Source organism: Tardiphaga robiniae, assembly GCF_001618955.1.
GTDB lineage: Bacteria > Pseudomonadota > Alphaproteobacteria > Rhizobiales > Xanthobacteraceae > Tardiphaga > Tardiphaga robiniae_A.
In genome coordinates, this window is the sequence record NZ_LVYV01000001.1 from 685,173 (window position 1) to 707,661 (window position 22,489).

General features: G+C 61.5%; 23 protein-coding genes. 12 read left to right on the forward strand and 11 right to left on the reverse strand.

Going from position 1 to position 22,489, the window contains the following annotated elements:
- Positions 1–47: 47 nt before the first annotated feature.
- From A4A58_RS03245 to A4A58_RS03265, 6 genes are all read left to right on the forward strand, one after another.
- Positions 48–659 carry a sigma-70 family RNA polymerase sigma factor gene (locus A4A58_RS03245; RefSeq protein ID WP_068729726.1) on the forward strand — a complete coding sequence of 204 codons (612 nt, stop codon included), beginning with the start codon at positions 48–50 and terminating at the stop codon, positions 657–659.
- 344 nt (positions 660–1,003) lie between these two features.
- Positions 1,004–2,413 (forward strand): cytochrome ubiquinol oxidase subunit I, encoded by a 1,410-nt coding sequence (locus A4A58_RS03250; protein ID WP_068730419.1) that lies wholly within the window; start codon positions 1,004–1,006, stop codon positions 2,411–2,413.
- Positions 2,410–3,411: a cytochrome d ubiquinol oxidase subunit II gene (cydB, locus tag A4A58_RS03255; RefSeq protein WP_068729728.1), complete on the forward strand. Its 1,002-nt coding sequence runs from the start codon at positions 2,410–2,412 to the stop codon at positions 3,409–3,411. Before A4A58_RS03250 ends, cydB begins: the two co-directional genes overlap by 4 nt.
- The gene (locus tag A4A58_RS30075; RefSeq protein ID WP_086936947.1) at positions 3,411–3,560 is read left to right on the forward strand and encodes a DUF2474 domain-containing protein; all 150 of its coding nucleotides are present in this window, start codon (positions 3,411–3,413) and stop codon (positions 3,558–3,560) included. The genes cydB and A4A58_RS30075 overlap by 1 nt, the downstream gene beginning before the upstream one ends.
- Positions 3,561–3,720: 160 nt before the next feature.
- Positions 3,721–4,323 (forward strand): L,D-transpeptidase, encoded by a 603-nt coding sequence (locus tag A4A58_RS03260; protein WP_068730420.1) that lies wholly within the window; start codon positions 3,721–3,723, stop codon positions 4,321–4,323.
- 83 nt (positions 4,324–4,406) lie between these two features.
- Positions 4,407–5,447 carry an amino acid ABC transporter substrate-binding protein gene (locus A4A58_RS03265; RefSeq protein WP_086936948.1) on the forward strand — a complete coding sequence of 347 codons (1,041 nt, stop codon included), beginning with the start codon at positions 4,407–4,409 and terminating at the stop codon, positions 5,445–5,447.
- Between the two features lie 261 nt (positions 5,448–5,708).
- Here the strand turns inward: A4A58_RS03265 and A4A58_RS03270 are convergent, their stop codons facing one another.
- Both A4A58_RS03270 and A4A58_RS03275 read right to left on the reverse strand, forming a co-directional pair.
- Positions 5,709–6,845 (reverse strand): acyl-CoA dehydrogenase family protein, encoded by a 1,137-nt coding sequence (locus A4A58_RS03270; RefSeq protein WP_068729733.1) that lies wholly within the window; start codon positions 6,843–6,845, stop codon positions 5,709–5,711.
- A gap of 163 nt (positions 6,846–7,008) precedes the next feature.
- The gene (locus A4A58_RS03275; protein WP_068730421.1) at positions 7,009–8,193 is read right to left on the reverse strand and encodes an acyl-CoA dehydrogenase family protein; all 1,185 of its coding nucleotides are present in this window, start codon (positions 8,191–8,193) and stop codon (positions 7,009–7,011) included.
- Between the two features lie 172 nt (positions 8,194–8,365).
- Here A4A58_RS03275 and A4A58_RS03280 point away from each other — a divergent pair, with 172 nt between their 5' ends.
- On the forward strand, positions 8,366–8,911 hold the full coding sequence (locus tag A4A58_RS03280) for a carboxymuconolactone decarboxylase family protein (RefSeq protein ID WP_068729735.1): 546 nt from the start codon (positions 8,366–8,368) through the stop codon (positions 8,909–8,911).
- A gap of 140 nt (positions 8,912–9,051) precedes the next feature.
- The gene (locus A4A58_RS03285) at positions 9,052–9,549 is read left to right on the forward strand and encodes a VOC family protein (protein WP_068729737.1); all 498 of its coding nucleotides are present in this window, start codon (positions 9,052–9,054) and stop codon (positions 9,547–9,549) included.
- A 94-nt stretch (positions 9,550–9,643) separates the two neighbouring features.
- Here A4A58_RS03285 and A4A58_RS03290 read toward each other — a convergent pair whose 3' ends face one another.
- Positions 9,644–10,909 carry an MFS transporter gene (locus A4A58_RS03290; protein ID WP_068729739.1) on the reverse strand — a complete coding sequence of 422 codons (1,266 nt, stop codon included), beginning with the start codon at positions 10,907–10,909 and terminating at the stop codon, positions 9,644–9,646.
- A gap of 214 nt (positions 10,910–11,123) precedes the next feature.
- Between A4A58_RS03290 and A4A58_RS03295 the strand changes: the two genes are divergently transcribed.
- Entirely contained in the window at positions 11,124–11,678 is a 555-nt protein-coding gene (locus A4A58_RS03295; protein ID WP_068729741.1) for an ActR/PrrA/RegA family redox response regulator transcription factor, read from the forward strand.
- A gap of 14 nt (positions 11,679–11,692) precedes the next feature.
- Here the strand turns inward: A4A58_RS03295 and A4A58_RS03300 are convergent, their stop codons facing one another.
- Complete coding sequence (locus tag A4A58_RS03300; protein WP_068729743.1) at positions 11,693–12,187, reverse strand: MmcB family DNA repair protein; 495 nt, start codon at positions 12,185–12,187, stop codon at positions 11,693–11,695.
- A 148-nt stretch (positions 12,188–12,335) separates the two neighbouring features.
- Here A4A58_RS03300 and A4A58_RS03305 point away from each other — a divergent pair, with 148 nt between their 5' ends.
- From A4A58_RS03305 to A4A58_RS03315, 3 genes are all read left to right on the forward strand, one after another.
- Complete coding sequence (locus A4A58_RS03305) at positions 12,336–13,460, forward strand: vWA domain-containing protein (RefSeq protein ID WP_068729745.1); 1,125 nt, start codon at positions 12,336–12,338, stop codon at positions 13,458–13,460.
- 208 nt (positions 13,461–13,668) lie between these two features.
- Entirely contained in the window at positions 13,669–14,337 is a 669-nt protein-coding gene (locus tag A4A58_RS03310; RefSeq protein ID WP_068729747.1) for an MBL fold metallo-hydrolase, read from the forward strand.
- Positions 14,338–14,414: 77 nt separating this feature from the next.
- Entirely contained in the window at positions 14,415–14,672 is a 258-nt protein-coding gene (locus tag A4A58_RS03315; RefSeq protein WP_244499647.1) for a hypothetical protein, read from the forward strand.
- On the opposite strand, the gene A4A58_RS03320 is transcribed toward A4A58_RS03315, so the two are convergent.
- The 7 genes from A4A58_RS03320 to chrA all read right to left on the reverse strand — a co-directional run bounded on the left by A4A58_RS03320 (position 14,669) and on the right by chrA (position 22,489).
- On the reverse strand, positions 14,669–14,926 hold the full coding sequence (locus tag A4A58_RS03320; protein ID WP_158005639.1) for a hypothetical protein: 258 nt from the start codon (positions 14,924–14,926) through the stop codon (positions 14,669–14,671). The genes A4A58_RS03315 and A4A58_RS03320 overlap by 4 nt on opposite strands.
- A gap of 68 nt (positions 14,927–14,994) precedes the next feature.
- Positions 14,995–15,966: an acyl-CoA desaturase gene (locus A4A58_RS03325; protein ID WP_068729753.1), complete on the reverse strand. Its 972-nt coding sequence runs from the start codon at positions 15,964–15,966 to the stop codon at positions 14,995–14,997.
- A gap of 166 nt (positions 15,967–16,132) precedes the next feature.
- On the reverse strand, positions 16,133–16,552 hold the full coding sequence (locus tag A4A58_RS03330; RefSeq protein WP_068730422.1) for a DUF1236 domain-containing protein: 420 nt from the start codon (positions 16,550–16,552) through the stop codon (positions 16,133–16,135).
- 195 nt (positions 16,553–16,747) lie between these two features.
- Positions 16,748–19,237, reverse strand: coding sequence for a hybrid sensor histidine kinase/response regulator (locus tag A4A58_RS03335; protein WP_068729755.1), 2,490 nt, complete (start codon positions 19,235–19,237; stop codon positions 16,748–16,750).
- Between the two features lie 100 nt (positions 19,238–19,337).
- Entirely contained in the window at positions 19,338–20,525 is a 1,188-nt protein-coding gene (locus A4A58_RS03340; RefSeq protein WP_068730423.1) for an extracellular catalytic domain type 1 short-chain-length polyhydroxyalkanoate depolymerase, read from the reverse strand.
- Positions 20,526–20,738: 213 nt separating this feature from the next.
- On the reverse strand, positions 20,739–20,987 hold the full coding sequence (locus tag A4A58_RS03345; RefSeq protein ID WP_068729757.1) for a hypothetical protein: 249 nt from the start codon (positions 20,985–20,987) through the stop codon (positions 20,739–20,741).
- 104 nt (positions 20,988–21,091) lie between these two features.
- Entirely contained in the window at positions 21,092–22,489 is a 1,398-nt protein-coding gene (chrA, locus tag A4A58_RS03350) for a chromate efflux transporter (RefSeq protein ID WP_068729759.1), read from the reverse strand.

Below are 22,489 nucleotides of genomic sequence, written 5' to 3' on the forward strand. Positions count from 1 at the left end.
CAATCCTCCCAACGAAGCCGCAACGCGGTCTCTTACGGGAGTTAGTCATGCAGAACGTCATCGCCCTCAATGCCGCCGGTCAGCAGGGTATCATTACGGCCCGCGCCACCTCGGACGAGATGTTGCTGGAGAATATCGCTGGCGGCGACCGCACGGCGATGCATACGCTTTATGCCCGGCACAATGTGCGGGTCTATCGCTTCGTTCTCCGCATGCTGCGTGACACGTCGGCAGCGGAAGATCTGGTCAGCCAGGTATTCCTCGATGTGTGGCGGACCGCCAGCCAGTTCGAAGGCCGCTCGCAGGTCTCCACCTGGTTGTTGTCGATCGCACGCTTCAAGGCACTGACCGCGCTGCGCCAGCGTAAATATGAAGACATCGACCAGGACGATGTCATGGAAATCGCCGACCAGGCCGATACACCTGAGGCATCGCTCGATCGCAGCCGCACCAGCGCCATTCTTCGCGCCTGTGTCGCCAAGCTGTCGCCGGCGCATCGCGAGATCGTCAACCTCGTCTACTATCATGAGAAGTCAGTAGAAGAGGTCGCCGGCCTGATCGGTATCCCCGCGTCGACGGTGAAGACCCGGATGTTCTACGCCCGCAAGCAGCTCGCCGATCTCCTGAAGACCGCCGGCATCGACAGTATCGCAGCGTAATCTGCCGCGATGCCTTTGCTCCAACGTTCCAGACGTCAGTTCGCGTAAACCTCCCACCTCCAGCGACCCGGACGGGATGCCCCCTTCCGGGTCGTATTCTGTTTGGAGCTGCGGCTGTGTCATCGTCGTCGGTCGCGCGAACTTCCGCATCGACCTGCGCAATACATCTGACAAAATTGGACAAATTGTCTACGAGTCTAACGGCCAACGCCGATGCGGGCAGATGGACAGCCTTTTCAAGACGTTGTCGAATGCGGGCAGCCAACTAACACAAGACCTCGCGCAGTATCGCCCGCGCGCTCTGCATGATAGAACACGTCCCGACTACACATGGACGGATGCAGATGTTCGAAGGCTTTGACCCTGTCATACTAGCCCGAGCGCAATTTGCGTTCACGATGTCATTTCACATCATCTTTCCCGCGTTCTCGATTGGACTAGCAAGCTATCTCGCGGTGCTCGAAGCGCTCTGGCTGTGGACCGGGCGCGACGTCTTCCTCAACCTGTTCAATTACTGGCTCAAGATCTTCGCCATTGCTTTCGGCATGGGCGTGGTTTCGGGCATCGTGATGTCCTACCAGTTCGGCACCAACTGGTCGGCCTTCTCCGACAAGGCGGGACCGATCATCGGCCCGCTGATGGCCTATGAAGTCCTCACCGCCTTCTTCCTTGAGGCTGGCTTTCTTGGCGTCATGCTGTTCGGCCTCGAACGCGTCGGACCCAGACTACATTTCTTCGCCACGTTGATGGTCGCGATTGGGACGCTGTTTTCGGCCTTCTGGATTCTCTCCGCGAATTCCTGGATGCAGACGCCGACCGGCTACACCATCAACGCTGCCGGCCAGTTTGTTGCCGCCGACTGGTGGAAGGTGATTTTCAATCCGTCCTTCCCGTATCGTCTCGTGCATATGGTGCTGGCGGCCTATCTCACCACGGCTTTCGTGGTGGGCGCGGTCGGCGCCTGGCATCTGCTCAAGGATACGCGCCTGCCCGGCCCGCGCGTGATGTTTTCCATGGCGATGTGGATGGCCACACTGGTCGCACCGCTGCAGATCCTCGCCGGCGATCAGCACGGCCTCAACACGCTCGAGCACCAGCCGACCAAGATCATGGCCATGGAAGGCCATTTCGAGAGCCATCCCCATGGCGCACCACTGATCCTGTTCGGCATCCCGAGCCAAGCCGAAGGCAGAGTGAACTATGCCATCGAGATACCCAAGCTCGGATCCCTGATCCTGAAGCACGATCTGAATGCACCGATGGCCGGCCTCGACACCGTCCCGCGCGAGAACTGGCCGCCAGTGCCGGTGACGTTCTGGTCGTTCCGCATCATGGTCGGCATCGGCTTTCTGATGCTGGGACTGGGTCTGCTGAGCCTCTTCATGCGCTTCCGCGGCAAGTTCTATGAGTCGCGATTCCTGCATATCTTTGCGCTCGCGATGGGCCCGGCGGGCTTCATCGCCGTGCTGGCCGGCTGGGTGACGACCGAAACTGGGCGGCAGCCGTTCACGGTATTCGGCCTGCTGCGCACCAGCGACTCTGTCTCGCCATTGGCTGCGCCAGCCGTTGCGTCGTCGCTGATCGCCTTCGCCATCGTCTATTTCCTGGTCTTCGCCGCCGGCACGATCTATCTGCTCCGGCTCATGGCCGTGCCGCCACATCATGATGAGCAGGGCCCGGCCGGCAACGTCCCGAGTCGCGCGGCGGGCATTACCCCGGCTGTGGGTGCAACCGCATCGGGGCGCGCATCATGATCGATATCGCGGTCGTCTGGGCCTTCATCATCGCCTTTTCCGTCTTCGTCTATGTCGTGATGGACGGCTTCGATCTCGGCCTCGGCATGCTGTTTCCGCTGTTCCCGAAGAAGGAAGACCGTGACGTCATGATGAATTCGGTCGCTCCGGTCTGGGACGGCAACGAGACCTGGCTGGTGCTCGGCGGCGGCGGGCTGATGGCGGCGTTTCCGCTGGCCTATGCGGTGCTGATGCCGGCGCTCTATACGCCGATGATCGTGATGCTGCTCGGCCTCGTGTTTCGCGGTGTCGCCTTCGAATTTCGCTGGCGCACCACGCGCGAGCGCAATCTGTGGGACATCGCCTTTGCCGGCGGCTCGCTGATGGCCACGCTGGCGCAGGGCGTGGCGCTCGGCGCGATCCTGCAGGGCATCACCGTCAATGGTCGCCACTATGGCGGCGGCTGGTGGGACTGGCTGACACCGTTCAGCGTCCTGACCGGACTCGCACTGATGGCCGGCTACGGCCTGCTCGGCGCCACCTGGCTGGTGTTGAAGACCGAAGGCGCCTTGCGCGATCGGGCCTATCGTCTGAGCTGGTGGCTGCTGTTCGCCATGCTCGCCGCCATCGGTCTCGTCAGCATCGCGACGCCATTTCTGGATGCCGAATATGCGCGGCGCTGGTTCGCCTGGCCCAACATCATCCTGACGGCGCCGGTGCCGATCGCGGTTGCTGCCATCACAGCGCTCTTGATGCGAAGCCTCGCGGCCAAACAGGATTACCGGCCGTTCTTCCTGTCGCTGGCGCTGTTCGCATTGTCCTATGCCGGATTGGGCATCAGCATGTGGCCCTATATCGTGCCGCGCAGCATCACCATCTGGCAGGCCGCGTCTCCCGACAACAGCCTGCATTTCATGAGCTACGGCGTCGCCGTGCTGGTTCCCATCATCCTCGGCTACACCGCCTGGGCCTATTACGTGTTTCGCGGCAAGGTTCGCGCCGGCGCGGGTTATCATTGATGACACCTGCGTCGCAGCAAAAGCCCGGCTCTTTGGGCAAGCGCCCGCTGATACAGCGCCTGTTGTGGTTTGCTGCGCTGTGGCTGGGCGGCGTCGCCAGTGTGACCCTCGTCAGCTACGTGCTGCGACTGTGGATCGCACCGAAATAGACGCGGTGACCTTTAATCAAATCGTCATCCGCGGACGGCAAATATGCCGGCGACTCACGACGTCCGCGTGCGGACCGTCGCCATGCCCGTTGATTTCATGGTTCCCGTGATTTGGCTGGGATGATACAGAATATCGGACGCGAAACCGGAGATGCCTGCGATGATCAACATCCGCCGCCTGCTTGGCTTTCAACTCGTCGCCGCAGCCAGCCTGATGTTATCGATTACGCAAGGCCTCGCCCAGCAACCGCGTCCGGATGTCGGCGACGAGCCCGGGCTGATTGCCGACGACTCTGTTCAGCTCGAACCGGAATTCCAGAAGCAGATGGTGCTGTATCGCACCACCGAGGCGCCGGGCACCATCATCATAGCGACCTCCGAACGCCATCTCTATGTGGTGCAAGGCAATGGTCGCGCGCTGCGATACGGCATCGGCGTCGGCCGCGACGGCTTCCAGTGGCAGGGCCTCCTGAAAATCTCGCGCAAGGCGGAATGGCCGGACTGGACGCCGCCGCCGGAAATGATTGCGCGCCAACCCTATCTGCCGCGCTTCATGGCGGGCGGCCCGGGCAACCCGCTCGGCGCCCGGGCGCTCTATCTCGGCGCCACCGTCTATCGCATCCACGGCACCAACCGGCCCGACACCATCGGCACCGCCGTATCGTCCGGCTGCTTCCGGCTGGTCAATGCCGATGTCGCCGACCTCTATGACCGGATTCCGGTGGGCACCAAGGTCATCGTGCGGCAGAAGCCTGAAATCTGATCCTGGGCGTGACCGCGCAGCTCTTCGATCCAGTTTTTCTCTGACATATTTTTCTCTGACGACGGGGCGGACTTCGCATGGGGATGAAGCGGACTTTCACGACCGGGCTGGCCATCGGCCTGGTGGTTGCCACTGCAGTGGCTGCGGCTGCGATCACCTATGAGCGCTACGACACCAAGACGCTGAAGCGCACCGTCAAACGTGATGCTGTACTCTGCGGCGTCAATACCGGCCTGCCCGGTTTCTCGTCCCCGGATGCGCAAGGCACATGGACCGGCTTCGATGTCGACTTCTGCCGCGCCGTTGCCGCCGCGATCTTCAACGATCCGAAGAAGGTAACCTTCGTTCCGCTCGACGCGTCGGATCGCTTCAAGGAGCTGCAGAGCCGCAAGGTCGATATCCTGTCGCGCAACTCCACCTGGAGCATGTCGCGCGAGACCAATTACGATCTCTATTTCCCGGCCGTATCCTATTATGACGGCCAGGGCTTCATGGTGCCGAAGTCCCGCAAGATCGATTCCGCGCTGGAGCTCGATGGCAGCAAGGTCTGCGTTCAGGACGGCACCACGACCGTGCTGAACCTCGCGGACTATTTCCGCAGCAACAACATCAAATATACCGAAGTGAAGTTTCCGAAGCTCGATGAAGTCCTCAAGGCCTATAATTCCGGCCAGTGCGACACCTTCACGGCGGATGCCTCGCAGCTCTATGCGCTGCGCCTGACCATGAGCAAGCCGGACGATCACCTGATCCTGCCCGACGTCATCTCCAAGGAGCCGCTGGCCCCCGTGGTGCGCCAGCGCGACGACGACTGGATGATGATCGTGAAGTGGACGCTCTATGCCATGATCAATGCCGAAGAACTCGGCATCACCTCGAAGAACATCGACGAAGCCCTGAAGTCGAAGAAGCCCGACGTGATGCGTCTGGTCGGCACCGAAGGCGCCTATGGCGAAGACCTCAGCCTCTCGAAGGACTGGGCCGCCCGCATCATTCGCCATGTCGGCAATTACGGCGAAGTCTATGACCGCAATATCGGCGAAGGCTCGAAGCTGAAAATCCCGCGCGGTCTGAACCAAATCTGGAGCGCCGGCGGCATCCAATATGCGCCGCCGATCAGGTGAGGTTCTAACCTCTCCCCGCCCTTTGCGGGGAGAGGTCGACTGGCGAAGCGCAGCGTAGCCGGTCGGGTGAGGGGCATGGCACGCGTCCACCACAAACGCAGTTCATCGGATCGCTCCGATAACTGACGCTCAAAATTTGACTGAAGTTCTTCGATCCGCTCGTTAGCGGATTGAGGCAGGCCTTGTGCCATGCCCCTCACCCGCCGCGAAGACGCGGCGACCTCACCCCGTAAAGAACGGGGAGAGGTTAAGAACCCGCACTCAATAATTCTTCAGCCGCGCCAGCTGATCCGCGTGGTAGTTGCTGTCCCCCAGCAATTCCTGACAGACCCGCGCACGCTTCATGAAGAAGCCGATGTCGAACTGGTCGGTCATGCCCATGCCGCCATGCATCTGCACGCCTTCCTGCACAGCCAGCGTCGCCGTGGTGCCGGCCTTGGCCTTGGCGACGGCAATCGCGGCCGGCGCCGTCGGCGCGCCGTCGTCGATCAGCTGCAGCGCCTTCAGCACCGCCGCACGGGTCACCTCGATCTCGGTATAGAGATGCGCGGCGCGATGTTGAAGGGCCTGGAATTCACCGATCAGTTTGCCGAACTGCTTGCGTTCCTTGAGATAGGTCACGGTGCGGCCGAACACTTCGTCTGACAGGCCGACCATTTCGGCAGCAACGGCACCGCAGCCGATATTCAGCACGCTGTCCAGCAATGCGCCGCCCTGATCGACATCGCCGAGTAAGCTATCGGCCGTGACCTCGACATTCTCGAACGTGATCCGCGCCGCATTGTGCGAATCCACCATCGCTGTACGCTCGAGCGCGACGCCCTTAGCCTTCGGATCGACCAGAAACAGCGTAAGGCCGTCTCGCTCACCCGGCGCACCTGCGCTGCGCGCCGCGACGATCAGGAGATCGGCGGTGTGGCCATCGACGACAAATGCCTTCGCGCCATTCAGCTTGAAGCCATTGCCGGAGCGTGCGGCCTTCATCGCCGTCTGCAGCGGGCGATGCTTCGCGCCTTCGTCGATGGCCAGCGCCGCCAGCAGCACGCCACTGGCGATCTTCGGCAGATATTCCGACTTCTGCGCGTCGCTGCCCCGATTCAGCGCCGAGACGCCCAGCACAGCCGTGGAGAAGAATGGCGACGGCATCAGTGTGCGGCCAATCTCTTCCATCACGACGCCAGCTTCGACGGCGCCGAGCCCGCTGCCGCCGAACGCTTCCGGCACCAGCAATCCGGCAAATCCCATCTCGGAGAACGCGCGCCAGTAGTCGCGCGAGAACCCGGTCGCATCCTTGGCATCGCGCAGCTGCCGGAAATGACTGACCGGCGCCTTGTCGCCGATAAAGCCGCGGGCGCTATCGCGCAGCATGGTCTGTTCTTCGTTGAGGAGGAGAGGCATGGGTGTGATCCAATGATGAGGCGGTCTGGCGACCAAATTGATCCTAGCTCAGTCCTCATGGTGAGGAGGCGCGAAGCGCCATCTCGAACCATGAGATGGAGTGCACCACCATCCTTCGAGACGCGGCCTTCGGCCACTCCTCAGGATGAGGGCAGAGTGAAATTCACGCCCCCGGCAAATCCAGAATGCGCTTGGCGACAATCCCCAGCATCACTTCGCTGGTGCCGCCTTCGATCGAATTCGCCTTGGTACGCAGCCACGCACGCGGCCGTGCGCCTTCATGCGAGCGCTGGCTTTCCCATTCCAGCGCATCGATGCCACCTGATGACATCAGGATTTCATGGCGGCGCTTGTTGAGTTCGGTGCCGTAATATTTCATCGCCGACGAGAACGCCGGATGCGCTTGCCCGGCTTTCGCCAGATCGGCGGCGCGCTCGGCCGCGCAGGCCAATGCGGCCTCGTCGACTTCGAAACTTGCGATCTGTCCGCGCAGCATCGCGTCATCGAGACGGCCCTGCGCATCGGCACCGATGGAGTCGACAGCGATCTGGCCGAGCGGCCGGCCGGCGCCGCGCTCGCCCATGCCGGAAATCATCGCGCGCTCATGCTGCAGCAGATATTTCGCGACATCCCAGCCGCGATCGACGGTGCCGAGCACATGAGACTTCGGTACGCGGACATTGTCGAAGAAGGTCTCGCAGAACGGCGACTTGCCGGAGATCAGCAGGATCGGCTTGGTCGAGACGCCCTTCGACGTCATGTCGAACAGGATGAAGCTGATGCCGTCATGTTTCTTGCCGGACGCGTCCGTACGCACCAGGCAGAAGATCCAGTCGGCGTAGTTCGCGTAGGACGTCCAGATCTTCTGGCCGGTGATGAGATAATCATCGCCGTCGCTCTCGGCGCGCGTCTGCAGCGAGGCGAGATCGGAGCCGGCATTGGGTTCGGAATAGCCCTGGCACCAACGGATCAGACCCGCAGCAATTTTCGGCAGATGCTCCTGCTTCTGGGCGTCGGTGCCATATTTCAACAGCGCCGGCCCGAGCATTGAAATGCCGAACGACACCAGCGGCAGACGGGCCGAGATCGCTGCCATTTCCTGGCGCAGGATCTTCGTCTGTTCGCCATCGAGTCCGCCGCCGCCATATTCCTTTGGCCAATGCGGCACGGTCCAGCCCCTGTCGCGCATCCGCTCGAACCAGATCCGCTGCAGCTCGGATGAGTACTTCGCGTGGCGACCGCCCCAGAACGTATCTTCATCCGAACTCATCGGCTTGCGCATCTCCGGCGGGCAATTGGCCTCAAGCCAGGCGCGCGTCTCGCTGCGAAATTGATCGAAATCCGACATCAGCGTTTCCATCCGTTTTGTGCGCGGGATGCCGAGCATCCGCAATGTTGTTGGGCGAAGCTTACTCGCCACTTCGTGGAATTCAATGGCCTGCTGCAAAGCGGAAGTAGTCAGGCTCGCCATTCCGGTGTATCGCCAGAGAACAACGAGCAAAAACACACGAGGAAACAACATGCGTCTCAAGTGGCTTTCGCCTGGCGAAATGTCTCCCGACCAGAAGTCCATCTATGACGAGTCGATCGCCAGCAAGCGCGGACGCCCGCCGGAGCCGATGATGGCCTGGCTCGCCAGCCCGAACATGGCCCGGCACGCGACCCGCCTCGGCGCGTTTCTGCGCTACGACACCACGCTGACACCCGCGCATGCCGAGCTGGCGATCCTCGTCACCGCGCGGCACTGGACCGCGCATTTCGAATGGTATGCGCACAAGAAGATGGCGCTCGACGGCGGCCTCGATCCCGCCATCATCGAAGACATCAAGAACCGTCGCACGCCGAGTTTCAGCGAGAAGAAGGCGCGGGTGATCTATGACGTCGCCAAGTCGCTGCACGAGGCGCAGGGCCTGTCCAAGCCGCTCTATGACGAAGCCACCGAGACGCTGGGCGCCCAGGGCCTCGTCGAGATCATCGGCCTGTGCGGCTACTACACCATGGTCTCAATGACGCTGAACACCTACGAATTCGGCCTGCCGGACGGGCTGGTCTCGGAGCTTGCGTAGGCGATGCCCCTTATGGGTAAAGCGCCGCGAGACCCATCAATCCAATTCCCGGAAACGATGGGTTTCGCGAAGACGCTCTACCGATCCTGCGATCCCGTGACTAGATCGTCTTGAGCATCACGCAAATCAGGAGCTCGCACATGCCCGACCCAAACCCGCCGATCCCCGCAGGCACACGGATCGGGCATGTTCATCTGAAGGTTGCCGATCTTGAGCGCGCGCTCGGCTTTTACCGCGACGTGCTCGGCTTTCAGGTCAAGGCGCGCTATGGCGATCAGGCTGTCTTCATCGCGGCCGGCGATTACCATCACCACATCGGCCTCAACACCTGGGAGAGCAAAGGCGGCCAGCCACCGGCGCCAGGGACCACCGGTCTTTTCCATACCGCGATCCTGTATCCGACCCGCGCCGCACTGGCCGATGCCCTGCATCGCGTGCTCTCGGCCGGCATCCAGCTCGACGGCGCCAGCGACCACGGCGTCAGCGAGGCGCTGTATCTGCGCGACCCTGACCAGAATGGCGTCGAGCTGTATTGGGATCGGCCGGAGGCGGAGTGGCCACGGGATGGCGATGGCGGGATTGCGATGTTTACGAAGCGGCTGGATGTTGAGGAGCTGCTGAAGCAGCGGCAGACATAAACTCAGTCCTCATCCTGAGGAGCCGCGCCCTTCGCGCGGCGTCTCAAAGGATGTGCCAAGCGGCTCATGGTTCGAGACGGCGCTACGCGCCTCCTCACCGTGAGGTTAGAGCTTTGCTCTTTCGCCCCCGCACCATGATCAACACTGCTGCGGCCACCTGCAACGCCATGCAGACATAAAACGGCACGGCGTAACTGCCCGAAAGATCGCGAAGCCAGCCGACGATGCCCGGACCGAAAGCGTAAGTGACCTGCGTCGCCGCCGTAATCAGGCTGACCAGCACCCCGAACGAGCGCGCAGCAAATTCGCGCTGCACGATCAGCGCCGGCAGCGTGATCAGATTGCCGACCGAGAATCCGAACAGCGCGCAAGCAAAGAATAACAGCGCCTCGTTGCGCGAGTTGATGACAATGGCGAGCGCCACGCCCTGACTGAGAAACGACAGCGCCGATGCAAGTCGCTGATTGAGCCGGTCGATCACTGTCGAGAACAATACGCGGCCAACCACCGCCATCAGCGTCAACAGCGACACCGCGGCCGCCGCGCGTTCGCGGCCGATCACCGGATCGAGAAACGAGATCAGGTGAACGATGAAACCAACCTGCGCAAACAATCCGAACGCGAAGGCAATCGTGAGCGTCAGGAACGCCACGTCACGCATCGCCTCCGCGCGAATGCGTGTCGACGATGGTGCATTGGTGGTAGCAGCAACACCGCCCTGCGCAGCACTCGCTGCGCGATGCGGCGGATGGCCGACGAAGATGATGATCACCGGGACGAGCAGCACAAGCATCGCGACGGCTGCTGCGATAGTCGCGCCGCCAAAGCCGAATGCATTGCTTGCCGTCACCATCAGAGGCACGCCGACGATGCCGCCGAAACTCGCGCCATTCAGCGCAAGGCTGATGGCCATGCCGCGCTTCTTGTCGAACCACAGACCGAGCGTGTTGGTGATGGCGCCGAGACTGGTGCCTGCCCACCCGAACGCGAGCAGCACGTTCACCGCATAGAGTTGCCAGGGCGACGTGATCTGTCCGAGCAGGATCGTGGCGAAGGCCATCACGCCGACACCGGCCAGCAAACAGTTGCGCGGCCCGAGCGCACGCATCGCCTCGCTCACGAATGCGACCAGCAATGCGCCGACGAGATAGAAGAAGGTCGTAGCCGTTGCGATGGTCGAGGCCGGCCAGCCATGCACGCGCTGAAGTTCCGCGAGATAGACGCTCTGGCCATAGAAGCCAAGCGCCCAGCCGAATGTCGCGAGCAGGAAACAAACACCGACAATGCGCCAGCCGTCGTAGCGAGCCGATGTCTCGTCATTTAGCTCGGGCTTCTTCGGCCCAGTCGGAGTCGCGTCCATTCCGGATCTGCTTTCATTACGTTTCGTCCATCATGCTGCTCTGCGACAACACGCCGCGCTGATGTACCACCGTGATTAGAATTAACCACCCGTTTTACGGGCCAAAACGCTTTTGGATTAACTTCACAATCAAGCCATTCAAATCTTCACACCCTTGGCAGCTGCATTCGGCAGCGCCATATGGTATCGTATTGGATATGGAGGATTTTGAACCGTGAATGCGCTCACCGAAGTGACCGAACAGACCGACCGCTCGCTCCTGATCGTGGAGGACGACAAGCCGTTTCTGGAGCGTCTTTCGCGTGCGATGGAAACACGCGGCTTCACGGTAACATCCTGCGATAGCGTTTCCGAAGGTCTCGCCCAGATCGGCAAATCGGCGCCCGCTTTTGCCGTGGTCGATCTTCGCCTCGGTGACGGCAACGGCCTCGACGTCGTGTCGGCGCTGAAGCAGCAACGTCCCGATGCACGCGCCATCGTGCTCACCGGCTATGGCAACATCGCCACCGCCGTGACCGCGGTGAAGATGGGCGCTGTCGACTATCTGTCGAAGCCGGCCGATGCCGACGACGTCGTTGCGGCGCTGCTCGCGATCGACAATGACAAATCCGAATTGCCGAACAACCCGATGTCGGCCGACCGTGTGCGCTGGGAACACATCCAGCGCATCTATGAGATGTGTAACCGCAACGTCTCGGAAACCGCACGTCGTCTGAACATGCATCGCCGTACGCTGCAGCGCATTCTCGCCAAGCGCGCGCCGCGCTGAGCCTTCTTTAAAAACTAGATTTCGTTCGGATAGGCTGCATGACCTTGAGGGTCGTGCAGCCTGTTCAGTCTGTGCGCCGCGGTTAGCGCGAAGCGCAGCATCATGCCCTTGCGCGTCGGCGCCGGCAGGCGATGCTCCGGTGCATCGCAATGCACATGCGCGCCATAGGCATCCGCCACGATCAGGCCTGTGTCGGCGGGAAAGATCTCGCAGGGCAGATCCTGCGTGAAGGCGAAGAACAACCGATCGCAGTGCGCGCGATAATCCGGCCATTTCTGATCCACCCGCAGATCCTCTATCGATGACTTGATCTCGACAATCCAGATATCTCCGCGCTCGTTCAGCGCGACCAGGTCCGCACGCCGTCCGGACGGCAGCGGAAGTTCGCTGACGCATGAGAATCCCAGCGACCGCAGCAGCCTTGTGGTTCCGCGCGCAATGGCCAACGCCGTCTCCGACTGGCGGCGATCGAAAATCAGCGCGGGCGTGTGAACGGCATTCGATTCCATGGCGACAAACTTAGCCGATTTCAGCGGGGCCGCACATCACGTCTCCCGCCAGTCTGCCGCACGCATGTCGCAAGCCGGACGCAAGTTTTCCGCAAGCGACGACGTGCGCCGAAAATCATCGCTGCAGCCAGGATTACGGAGACATCCCATGAGCTTAGCCCATATCGGTCGCGCCGTCCTGCTTGCGGCTGCCGCAACTTTGCCGCAAGCGATTTTCGCCGGTTCCGCGCAGGCCAAGCCGACCGTCGAAGTCGCCTTCGTGCTCGACACCACCGGTTCCATGAGCGGGCTGATCGAGGGCGCCAAACGCAAGATCTGGTCGATCGCGACCACGATTCTCGACAGCAATCCCGACGCCGACATCCGCATGGGCCTCGTCGCCTATCGCGACATCGGCGACGACTACGTCACCAGGACCTTCGACCTCACCACCGACATCCAGGATCTCTATGGCAACCTGCTGCAGGTCCGGGCGAAGGGTGGCGGCGACTGGCCGGAAAGCGTCAACGAGGCGCTCGATGTCGCCGTCAACAAGCTGCAATGGACCAAGGGCAACGATGTCAGGCGTATCGTCTTCCTGGTCGGCGACGCACCGCCGCATATGGATTATCAGCAAGATACGAAATACACGACCACGCTCGAAGTCGCGAAGCAGAAGGACATCATCGTGAATGCCGTTCTGGCCGGCGGCGCCCGCGATACCGAAAAGGTCTGGCGCGACGTCGCGCAGCGCGGCGACGGCCGCTTCATTGCGATCCCGCAGGATGGCGGCCAGGTCGTCATCATCGAGACACCCTATGACGAAGAGATCATCATCCTGCAGAATGACATCAACAAGACGGTGATCCCCTACGGCCCGCGCGCGCTGCAGAAGCATACCGAGAACAAGACACGACAGCTCTCGGAAGTCGCAGCGGCAGCGCCGGCCTCGGCGTCCGATATGGCAAGCTACATCAACAAGCGTGCGCGTGCATCGTCGGAAGCCGTGACCGGCGGCGGCGATCTCGTCAGCGACGTGTCCGCCGGCAAGCAGAAGCTCGACAGCGTGAAGGAGGATGAGCTGCCCGAGGCCATTCGCAAATTGTCGCCGCAGCAGCGCGCCGATGAACTCGGCAAGCAGATGAAAGATCGCAAGGCGCTGAACGACAAGCTCACCGCGCTGGTGGCGAAGCGCGATGCATACCTCATGACCCAGCGCGACAAGGCGCCGGCCAAGGCGTCGTCCTTCGACCGCGAGGTGGAGGCGACGTTGAAAGTGCAGTTGAAGAAGTAATTCTTACCTCCCCTCTCCCCTTGCGGGAGAGGGTGGACGCGCGTAGCGCGGCCGGGAGAGGGGTAACCACAAGCTCCGAGCTTCGCGGCTCCCCCCTCTTCCGGCGCAGACTTCGTCCGCGCCACCTTCTCCCGCAAGGGGAGAAGGGAAAGAAGAAACCGCCCAAATTCCCCCTTTTCTCGCCCGCAAAAATCAGCATTGTGGCGCGATGACAGATGAAACCGAACACAATGCCCAGGCCGGGGGCACCATCATTCCGGTGACCCTGTTTCAGCAGAACTGCATGTTGCTGTGGGATGAGACCACGCGGCAGGCCGTGGTGATCGATCCCGGCGGCGACGTGCCGCTGATCCTGGACGCCATTGCCAAGGCCAATGTGCAGGTCGAACAGATCTGGCTGACCCACGGCCATATCGACCATGTCGGCGGCGCCGACGAGTTGCGCGAGGCACTGAAGGTCGAGATCATCGGCCCACATCGCGCCGATGAATTCCTGCTCGATCTGGTCGAGGACAGCGGCACCAAATATGGCATGACCGGCACCCGCAACTTCAAGCCGGACCGATGGCTCGACGAAGGCGACACCGTCAGCGTTGGCGGCCTCTCCTTCGACATCCTGCACTGCCCCGGCCATTCGCCCGGCAGCGTCGTATATTACAGCAAGGCGATGAAATTCGCCCATGTCGGCGACGTCCTGTTCGCCGGATCGGTCGGCCGCACGGATTTTCCAGGCTGCAGCCACGAGGCGCTGATCAATTCGATCACGACCAAGCTGCTGCCGCTCGGCGACGATGTCGGGTTCATCTGCGGTCATGGCCCCGGCTCCAGCATCGGCCAGGAGCGCATGACCAATCCGTTCCTCACCGGCCAGGCCTGATCCTGCCATGAGCGAGGACGGGGACCGCCGGCGAGCAGGGGGCGCTGTCCAAGCATATCCTGCCGGGCTCCGGGACGATGATCGGCGTCTGCGCGACGCTGATCGGACTGGTCAAGATCATGGAACCGCAGATCGGCCCCAGCCGGGTCGACGAATATTCGGCCGTCGCCTCGCTGTTCTTTCTCGCCAGCGCGGTCGCGTCCTATACGTCGATGCGGAAGTCGCAAAATCGCCCGCTCAGCGAGCGCTGCGAGTCGATTGCCGATCAGTGCTTTCTGGGAGGCCTCGTCGCGATCACGGTGATCATCCTGTTTTTCGCTTACGAAGTCATCTAGCCGGATCGGACAGCTTGACCCGGATCGGCCCAATCCTCGATCTGCGACGCCGCAATGGTGCGTTTGGGCTGGTGCGGATTGAGCGTGCCGGCTGTTGCGGTCCAGCCTTTGGCCAGAATTTCCCGGGCGAACAGCTTCGCATCGATTTCGGATTTGAAGGTCTTGGTCGTACGTACCCCGCCCCCAGCGCGGGTGTCGGACTTCACTGATTTGTCGGGGCCAAACGCCACATACCAGATATCGGGTTTCGTCATCATGGTGTAGTAACGCGAATTGTGACGAAAAGTTGCACCTCGTGTGGCATGTGCGGCGCCAATTTTGCTTAGCGCTTGGTCATATGCCGCGGCTGGACGATATCCGATACCAAGCCGAGCTTCTCCAGCAGGCGGATCGTCAGATAGGTGGTATCGAACTCCCACCAGCGATGGCCATGGCGCGCGGAGCGCTGATCGGCGTGGTGATTGTTATGCCAACCCTCGCCATGGGCGAGGTAGCCAATGAACAGATTGTTGCGGCTGTCCTCATCGGTCGCGTAGTTGCGGTAACCCCAGATGTGGGTGACCGAATTGACCGCCCAGGTCTGATGCCAGACGAAGACGGTTCGCACGAAGACCGCCCAGATGACGATGCTCAGAGCGAACTGCACGGCCTCGGCCCATGAGCCGCCCCACAGCAGTTTGCCGGCCAGGCCCGCAAAGAAGAAGACGTTGATCTGGATGAGCAGGATCTTCAGCTGCCAGAAATTACGTTCCAGCGCGACATAGAACGGATCGCGCAGGACGTCCTTGGCATATCGTTCATAGATGCCGAGGCGGGACAGGTCGGGGTTCTTCACCAGCAGCCAGCCCATATGGCCCCAGAAGAAGCTGGCAAGCGGGCTGTGTGGGTCCGGCTGCTCGTCGGACTTCTCGTGATGACGGCGATGGATGGCAACCCAGCGCGCCGGCGTATCCTCGGCACAGCAGATCGCCACGACAACGAAAGCGTGCTCCAGCCATTTCGGGCACTTGAAACCGCGATGCGTCAGCAACCGGTGATAACCGATATTGATGCCGATGAGGCCGAACAACCGCGCTGCGATGACCGCCACGATCACCGCTGTCCAGTTGAAGAACATCGGCATCAGCGCGAGTAGTGCGAGTGCGTGAAAGGTGGCGATGGTGAGCGTGTTGAGCCAGTCGATGCGATAGGGCTGCACGCCGTCCGGCAAAGCGAGACCTGTCTCGGTACGATCGGCAAGGGGAATGTCCAGTGCGATGGCAGGGGCGATCTGATCGCGATTGCTGGTGGCCATCGTTCTCCGCATCCGGGCGATTGATCGCCGCGTGGTGCTCGTGTGATTCCCCGGCACTTCTCTACGCGAGAACATCGGCGCTGACTACAGATACGCCGCAGGCCATAGATGGAACAAAACGGGCCGCCTGAAGGCGGCCCGTTAGAAAAGTCATTTATTGATCGGCTTAATCGATCACTTCCACGATGCGATGGGTGCGCGGCTCGACGAGAACCGTGCGACCATTGACCACGGTGTAACGGTATTCACGGGCGGAATTGTATTCTGCCGGAACCTCGTAATAGGTCACGCCGCTCTCAGGCAGCACGGCACCGACACGAACTTCGTTGCTATAGGTGTAGGATGGGCGACGCTGTTCCACGACATAGCTGCGGAACCGCGGACGATCGTCGACACCGAGCACGCCGGCTACGCCGCCGACAACACCACCGATGGTGCCGCCTACGATAGCGCCCACAGGACCAGCTGCACGCTCGCCATCGCGCGCACCACGCTCAATGCCTCCGGGGACACCCTGAGCCTGAGCAACGGCGGGAAGAGCCATCATGGCGACGATGGCAGCGGTTCCAAGAAGACGGCGGATCATGATGATCTCCAGTTTTGATTGATCGGTATTGCGCCGATACAAGCTCGCGGCCGCACAATGGTTCCGACGATTGAACCGTTAGAACCTGCGCACCGAGGCTGAAATATCTGGAGAGATATGGAACCGGAGGGCTACGCCTTTTATTCTGACGCGTTTTCTAGACGCGAACCGGTATCCACTTCGCTTGAAAACGCTTTAGCTCATGACCATCGCGCGGATGCGTCGCAAGAAATGATCGAGGTCGAACGGCTTGGTGATCATCTCCATCCCAGGCAGCAGAAAGCCCTTCGCCATAACGACACTTTCGGAATAACCGGTGATGAACAGGATCTTCAAGTCCGGCCGCGCCTCGCGCGCTTGATCGGCAAGCTGACGGCCGTTCATGCCGGGCAGCCCGATATCGGTGACCAGCAGATCGATACTCGGCGTCTCGCGCAGGACCCGCAAGCCCGACGGACCATCAACTGCCTCGAGCACGCGATAGCCTTCGTCCTTCAACATATCGACGATGACGGAGCGCACCACCGGCTCATCCTCGACCACCAGCAGGGTTTCGCCTGCGGCCACATGCTGATCGCCCTTCAGCGGGGCCGCATCCTGCGCGGCAGCGTCTCCCTCATGGCGCGGCAGATACAGTTTCACGGTCGTCCCAATATCGAGCCTGCTGTCGATGCTGACATGTCCGTTGGATTGACGCGCGAAGCCGTAGATCATCGACAGGCCAAGGCCCGTGCCCTGCCCGATCGGCTTTGTCGTGAAGAACGGATCGAAAGCGCGCGCCACGACCTCCGGGCTCATGCCGGTTCCGCTGTCGCTGACGCTGATACAGATATAGTCGCCGGGAGTCAGCGCCGGCGCATTGGCATTGATGGCATCGACGCGCACATTCTGTGTCGCGATCTTCAAGTGTCCGCCGTCAGGCATCGCGTCGCGCGCATTGATCGCCAGATTGAGCAACGCGCTCTCCAACTGGTTCGGATCGCACAGCGTGCACCACAGATCAGGTGCCGCCGCGATATCGAGATCCAGCGTCTCGCCAATGGTCCGGCGCAACAGATCCTCCAGCGAGACGATCAGCACATTGGCATCGACGCTTTTCGGAATCAGCGGCTGCCGCCGCGCGAAGGCCAGCAACCGGTGCGTCAGCGCCGCCGCACGATTGGCCGAGGTCATCGCAGCGTCGATATAGCGCGCGATATTGTCGGTGCGGCCCTGACCGAGCCGTGTCTGCATCAGGTCGAGCGAGCCGACGATGCCGGTGAGCAGGTTGTTGAAGTCATGTGCGATGCCGCCGGTGAGCTGACCGACAGCCTCCATTTTCTGCGACTGCCGCAGCGCCTCTTCAGTGTTTTTAAGGCGCTCGGCGGCAGCCTTCTCGGCAGTGACATCGCGCGCCACACAATAGATCTGGTTCTGATCCGGCACCGCTGTCCAGGACAGCCAGCGATAGGAGCCATCCTTGTGGCGAAAGCGATTCTCGAAGCGGATTGTCGGTTCGCCGGCAGCAAGCTTGTCGACCTCGGCCATCGTCCTGGCCTGATCCTCGGGATGCTCGAGCCAGCGCGAGGTCTTGTTGAGCAGCTCGGCCTCGCTCCAGCCGAGCGTGCGCGTCCAGGCCGGATTGACGGTGCGCCAGACGCCATCATAGTCGGCGACCATCAGGAGATCCTGCGACACGCTCCAGATCCGGTCGCGCTCACGCGTCTTGTCGCGCACGCGCTGTTCCAGCGTCTCATTGAGGTCTGCAAGTTTTGCCGCGAGCTGACGCGCCTCATCCTCGCTCTTGCGCAGCGCCTGCTCGGCCAGCACCTGATCGGTGACGTCGGTATGCGCACCGACCAGCCGCAGCGGCTTTCCCGCATCGTCGCGCTCGATATAGGACCGCACTGAAATCCAGCGAGTCTGGCCATCGCTCGGACGAATGATGCGATACTGCACTGTGTAGTCGCGCACGCCGCTTTTCACCGCGTCGCGAAACTTCTGCTCCGTCGCCTCGCGATCCTCAGGGTGGATGCGACGCACCCAATCTTCGTGCGACTCGTTGGCCGCTTCCGGCGGTAAACCATGAACAATCAGATATTCGGGCGATCGACGATTGCGGAAGCCGGTACGCAGATCGACTTCGAGACCGCCGATCTGGCCGATCTGCTGCACGCGCGCAAGCTCTGCTTCTCGCTCGCGCAAAACAATGGTCGCTTCATGATCCCGGGTGACATCGCGGCAAACCACCAGCACGCCGCCGACGCCGTCATCCAGATCGAGCGGACTGTAGCTGTAGGTCCAATAGCTGTGTTCGAGCTTGCCATTGCGCGTCATGGGGATCAGCTGGTTTTCGTGCCAGGTGGCACCGCCGCCACTCATCACCTGCGCGATCTGCGGACCGATAATAGGCCAGATCTCGTGCCAGAATTCACGGCCACGCGCGCCCAGCCCTGCGTGATGCTGTCGTGCATCCATGGTCAGCGCATAGGCGTCATTATAGAACTGGATGAGGTCCGGTCCCCACCAGATGAACATCGGGTGGTTGGTATTCAGAACGATCCGGATCGCGGTGCGCAGACTCTGCGGCCAGGTGTCCGGTGCTCCGATCGGATGCGATGCCCAATCGTAAGCGCGCATCAACGCCCCCATCTCGCCTCCACCGGCGAGAAAGTCGGGCGAATTCGGTCGATGGGCATCCAACATGCGCGGGCAATCGGTACGCAAGACCAGTCTGACGTATCTTGAGAACTTAGCGCCCTGTCAGACCTGGCGCAAATCGGCGCCGATCACGCCCTGTTACTTGTCAGGATGACTTGATGAGACCGGCGGCCATGAGGGCGCGGGTAATGGCACCGTTGATATCGATAGACCGCCGTCCTGCGGGATCGCGTCGCGCGTCGCGTCGGTCGCCTGCAAAGCGCGGCTTCTGCGTCGCCGATGAGACAATTGCATCCGCTGGAGCCGCGGGTTCCACGGCTGCAGCTTCGATATTGCGCGGTGCAAGTTGCCGGGTAAGGCCGAAGAACTGCGCGATATGATAGGAGGACGAGATGCCGGCTTCGAGCAGGAAGGCACCGGCGGCACCATAGGGCTCGTCCTGCCCGGCAATCGCCAGTGGCGTGCCATGCGCCATATCGGTGATCGTGTAGGATTCCACGACGGTTTCACCGTCCTTGTTCCACCATACCTCGCGCGGATAGCCATCGACATCGACGGCGGACATCGGTGCGGGCGCCAGGCCGTGAAGGTCGAGCCACTGCTTGACGATTTCGCCCGCATTGGCTGGATTGACGGTGCGATCGGCACTGCCGTGCCAGACCGATACTTTCGGCCACTCACCGGTATGCGGCGATGCCTTGCGCACGAGATTGCCGAGATCGTTCGCGGCACGCGGCGCCGCGCGATACATGCCGCTCAGCGCTTCCTGCATGGTGGTGGCGATACCGTAAGGCAGGCCTGCGATGATGGCACCAGCAGCAAAGACATCAGGATAGGTCGCGAGCATGACAGAGGTCATCGCGCCGCCGGCCGACAGACCTGTGACGAAGATGCGCTTGCGATCCACATCATGGTCCACGGCCAACTGCTCGATCATCTCCCGGATCGAGAGCGCCTCGCCGCTGTCGCGCGCGATGTCATCGGCATTGAACCAGTTGAAACAGGTGTTGCCGTTATTGGATGACTTCTGTTCGGGCATCAGCAGCGCGAAACCATAGCGCTCTGCGAGAGCAGACCAGCCGGTGCCGTTGTCATAGCCCGCAGCGTTCTGGGTGCATCCGTGCAGCACGACGACCAATGCCGGCTTCGCTGTCAGCGTGGCGGGCACGTAACTGAACATACGGAGGTCGCCAGGATTGCTGCCGAAACCCGTTGATTCGCTGATCGGGCTCAAACCTGCCGACGCACGGCCCCGCGCCAACCCTTCCAACGTATTGATTCCGGGCGGTTTCGGGAGATTGCGGAGGAAATCGATATTATCGGCGAGAGACACGGCAGCTCCTAGGTCGTCAGGCTTATACAACAGTACCGACGACATATGGTTGCTGCACTGCAAAATAAAACAAATACGGTTTCAATATACCTATCAACGAAACGAGAGGCGCCACGGACGCTTCCGAAATTACCTATATTGCAAAGGAAACCCCGCATGGCCGGCCATAACATGGCCAGACCATACGGGGCGAGTCGGGGAGAAGATGACGCGTTATTGCTTCATTTCGTTCTTCATCATCTTGTCTTTCTTCATGCTGTCCTTGTGCATGGAATCCTTCTTCGCGCTGTCTTTCGACATTCCCTGGGTGCCCGTGGTCCTGGCCTCGCCGTCCTTGGCCGTCGTACCGGTGCCCATCTTGGTCGAATCCTGACCGGAGGGCCCGGTCGCCTGGGCGAAGGCTGCGAACGGAGTGGCGCTGATGGCCGTGGCGCAGATCGCAACAAGAATGGTTTTCCGCATGGTTAGCTCCTGTTGAGTGAACGGCCTTCAACGCGACGTCGTTCGAAACGTTCCTGTTCCGTCGGCCGTCAATTACCGGTTCCGCACACGGTTTCGCGATTGATTCACACCAAGCCGGCAATGTGCAAAAGCACACCCGCGCCCGCACAAGCCAACAGTATCTGCAGCAGACCAATCCTCAGATAGAATACCCCAAGCAGGGCCGCGACCGACAGCGCGACAGCCCATCCGTTGACGCTGTGCAGAACCGGCATGTCGAAGCTGATTCCGAGCGTACGAACAGGTTTCACCTCGCGAAACATCGTGTGGATGGCAAACCATATCGCCAGGTTGAGGATGACGCCGACCACTGCGGCGGTAATCGCCGCCAGCGCGGCACTCAGCGCGCGGTTGCCACGAAGGGTTTCGACGAACGGCGCCCCGAGAAAAATCCAGAGAAAGCACGGCGCGAAGGTCACCCAGGTCGCGAGCAATCCACCAAGCGTGCCCGCCAGCAGCGGCGGCAACATCCCCGGCGCGCGGAAAGCAGCCATGAAGCCCACGAATTGCAGCACCATGATCAACGGACCAGGCGTGGTTTCGGCCATGCCAAGGCCATCGAGCATCTCGCCCAGCTTCAGCCATGCATAGTGATCGACGGCCTGCTGCGCGACATAAGCGAGAACCGCATAGGCACCGCCAAAGGTGACCATCGCCATCTTGGAGAAGAAAACGGCAATCTGGCTGAACACGTCATTGCTGCCGAACGCCACGAGCAGCACAGCAACAGGCGTGAGCCACAGCACCAGCCAGACGGCCGCAACGACGAGCGACTGCCTTACGCTCGGCCGGGCATGGAGAGGAAGTTGATCTCCGAGCAAACTATCAGCATCGCCTCCGCCTGATGACCCGTGGCCCGCACTCACCGTGAAGGTCGGCAGACCGGCCCGACCGCCGAGGAAGCCAATCGCTGCCGCACCGAAAACGATCACCGGGAACGGCACGTCGAGAAAGAAGATCGCGAGGAAGGCGATGGCTGCCAGCGCGCGCATCACGTCGTTCTTCAGTGCGCGGCTACCGACCCGCACCACCGCCTGCAGCACGATCGCGAGCACCGCGGCCTTCAAGCCGAAAAACAGTGCCGCGACGATGCCGACATTGCCGAATGCAGCGTAAATCCAGCTCAGAACCATGATGCAAATCGCACCGGGAAGGATGAACAGCCCGCCGGCCATCAGCCCGCCAGCGGTCCGGTGCATCAGCCAGCCGATATAGGTCGCAAGCTGCTGCGCCTCCGGGCCCGGCAACAGCATGCAATAGTTCAGCGCATGCAGAAACCGGCTCTCCGAGACCCAGCGCTTTTCATCGACGAGGATGCGATGCATCACCGCGATCTGCCCGGCCGGACCGCCGAAGGAAAGCAACGCGATTCGCAGCCACACCGAAAATGCCTCCGAAAAGGAAACGCCGTGGGTCTGCGGCTCGGGAATGGCCGGTGGTGTGACCGAAGTTGCTTCCGCCAT

What these genes read in the sequence shown, in the direction of transcription:
- A4A58_RS03245 (WP_068729726.1), top strand. Translation starts at nt 48, where the DNA reads ATGCAGAACGTCATCGCCCTCAATGCCGCCGGTCAGCAGGGTATCATT.
- A4A58_RS03250 (WP_068730419.1), top strand. Translation starts at nt 1,004, where the DNA reads ATGTTCGAAGGCTTTGACCCTGTCATACTAGCCCGAGCGCAATTTGCG.
- cydB (WP_068729728.1), top strand. Translation starts at nt 2,410, where the DNA reads ATGATCGATATCGCGGTCGTCTGGGCCTTCATCATCGCCTTTTCCGTC.
- A4A58_RS30075 (WP_086936947.1), top strand. Translation starts at nt 3,411, where the DNA reads ATGACACCTGCGTCGCAGCAAAAGCCCGGCTCTTTGGGCAAGCGCCCG.
- A4A58_RS03260 (WP_068730420.1), top strand. Translation starts at nt 3,721, where the DNA reads ATGATCAACATCCGCCGCCTGCTTGGCTTTCAACTCGTCGCCGCAGCC.
- A4A58_RS03265 (WP_086936948.1), top strand. Translation starts at nt 4,407, where the DNA reads ATGAAGCGGACTTTCACGACCGGGCTGGCCATCGGCCTGGTGGTTGCC.
- A4A58_RS03270 (WP_068729733.1), bottom strand. Translation starts at nt 6,845, where the DNA reads ATGCCTCTCCTCCTCAACGAAGAACAGACCATGCTGCGCGATAGCGCC.
- A4A58_RS03275 (WP_068730421.1), bottom strand. Translation starts at nt 8,193, where the DNA reads ATGTCGGATTTCGATCAATTTCGCAGCGAGACGCGCGCCTGGCTTGAG.
- A4A58_RS03280 (WP_068729735.1), top strand. Translation starts at nt 8,366, where the DNA reads ATGCGTCTCAAGTGGCTTTCGCCTGGCGAAATGTCTCCCGACCAGAAG.
- A4A58_RS03285 (WP_068729737.1), top strand. Translation starts at nt 9,052, where the DNA reads ATGCCCGACCCAAACCCGCCGATCCCCGCAGGCACACGGATCGGGCAT.
- A4A58_RS03290 (WP_068729739.1), bottom strand. Translation starts at nt 10,909, where the DNA reads ATGGACGCGACTCCGACTGGGCCGAAGAAGCCCGAGCTAAATGACGAG.
- A4A58_RS03300 (WP_068729743.1), bottom strand. Translation starts at nt 12,187, where the DNA reads ATGGAATCGAATGCCGTTCACACGCCCGCGCTGATTTTCGATCGCCGC.
- A4A58_RS03305 (WP_068729745.1), top strand. Translation starts at nt 12,336, where the DNA reads ATGAGCTTAGCCCATATCGGTCGCGCCGTCCTGCTTGCGGCTGCCGCA.
- A4A58_RS03310 (WP_068729747.1), top strand. Translation starts at nt 13,669, where the DNA reads ATGACAGATGAAACCGAACACAATGCCCAGGCCGGGGGCACCATCATT.
- A4A58_RS03315 (WP_244499647.1), top strand. Translation starts at nt 14,415, where the DNA reads ATGATCGGCGTCTGCGCGACGCTGATCGGACTGGTCAAGATCATGGAA.
- A4A58_RS03320 (WP_158005639.1), bottom strand. Translation starts at nt 14,926, where the DNA reads ATGACGAAACCCGATATCTGGTATGTGGCGTTTGGCCCCGACAAATCA.
- A4A58_RS03325 (WP_068729753.1), bottom strand. Translation starts at nt 15,966, where the DNA reads ATGGCCACCAGCAATCGCGATCAGATCGCCCCTGCCATCGCACTGGAC.
- A4A58_RS03330 (WP_068730422.1), bottom strand. Translation starts at nt 16,552, where the DNA reads ATGATCCGCCGTCTTCTTGGAACCGCTGCCATCGTCGCCATGATGGCT.
- A4A58_RS03335 (WP_068729755.1), bottom strand. Translation starts at nt 19,237, where the DNA reads ATGTTGGATGCCCATCGACCGAATTCGCCCGACTTTCTCGCCGGTGGA.
- A4A58_RS03345 (WP_068729757.1), bottom strand. Translation starts at nt 20,987, where the DNA reads ATGCGGAAAACCATTCTTGTTGCGATCTGCGCCACGGCCATCAGCGCC.
- chrA (WP_068729759.1), bottom strand. Translation starts at nt 22,489, where the DNA reads ATGGCGGAAGCAACTTCGGTCACACCACCGGCCATTCCCGAGCCGCAG.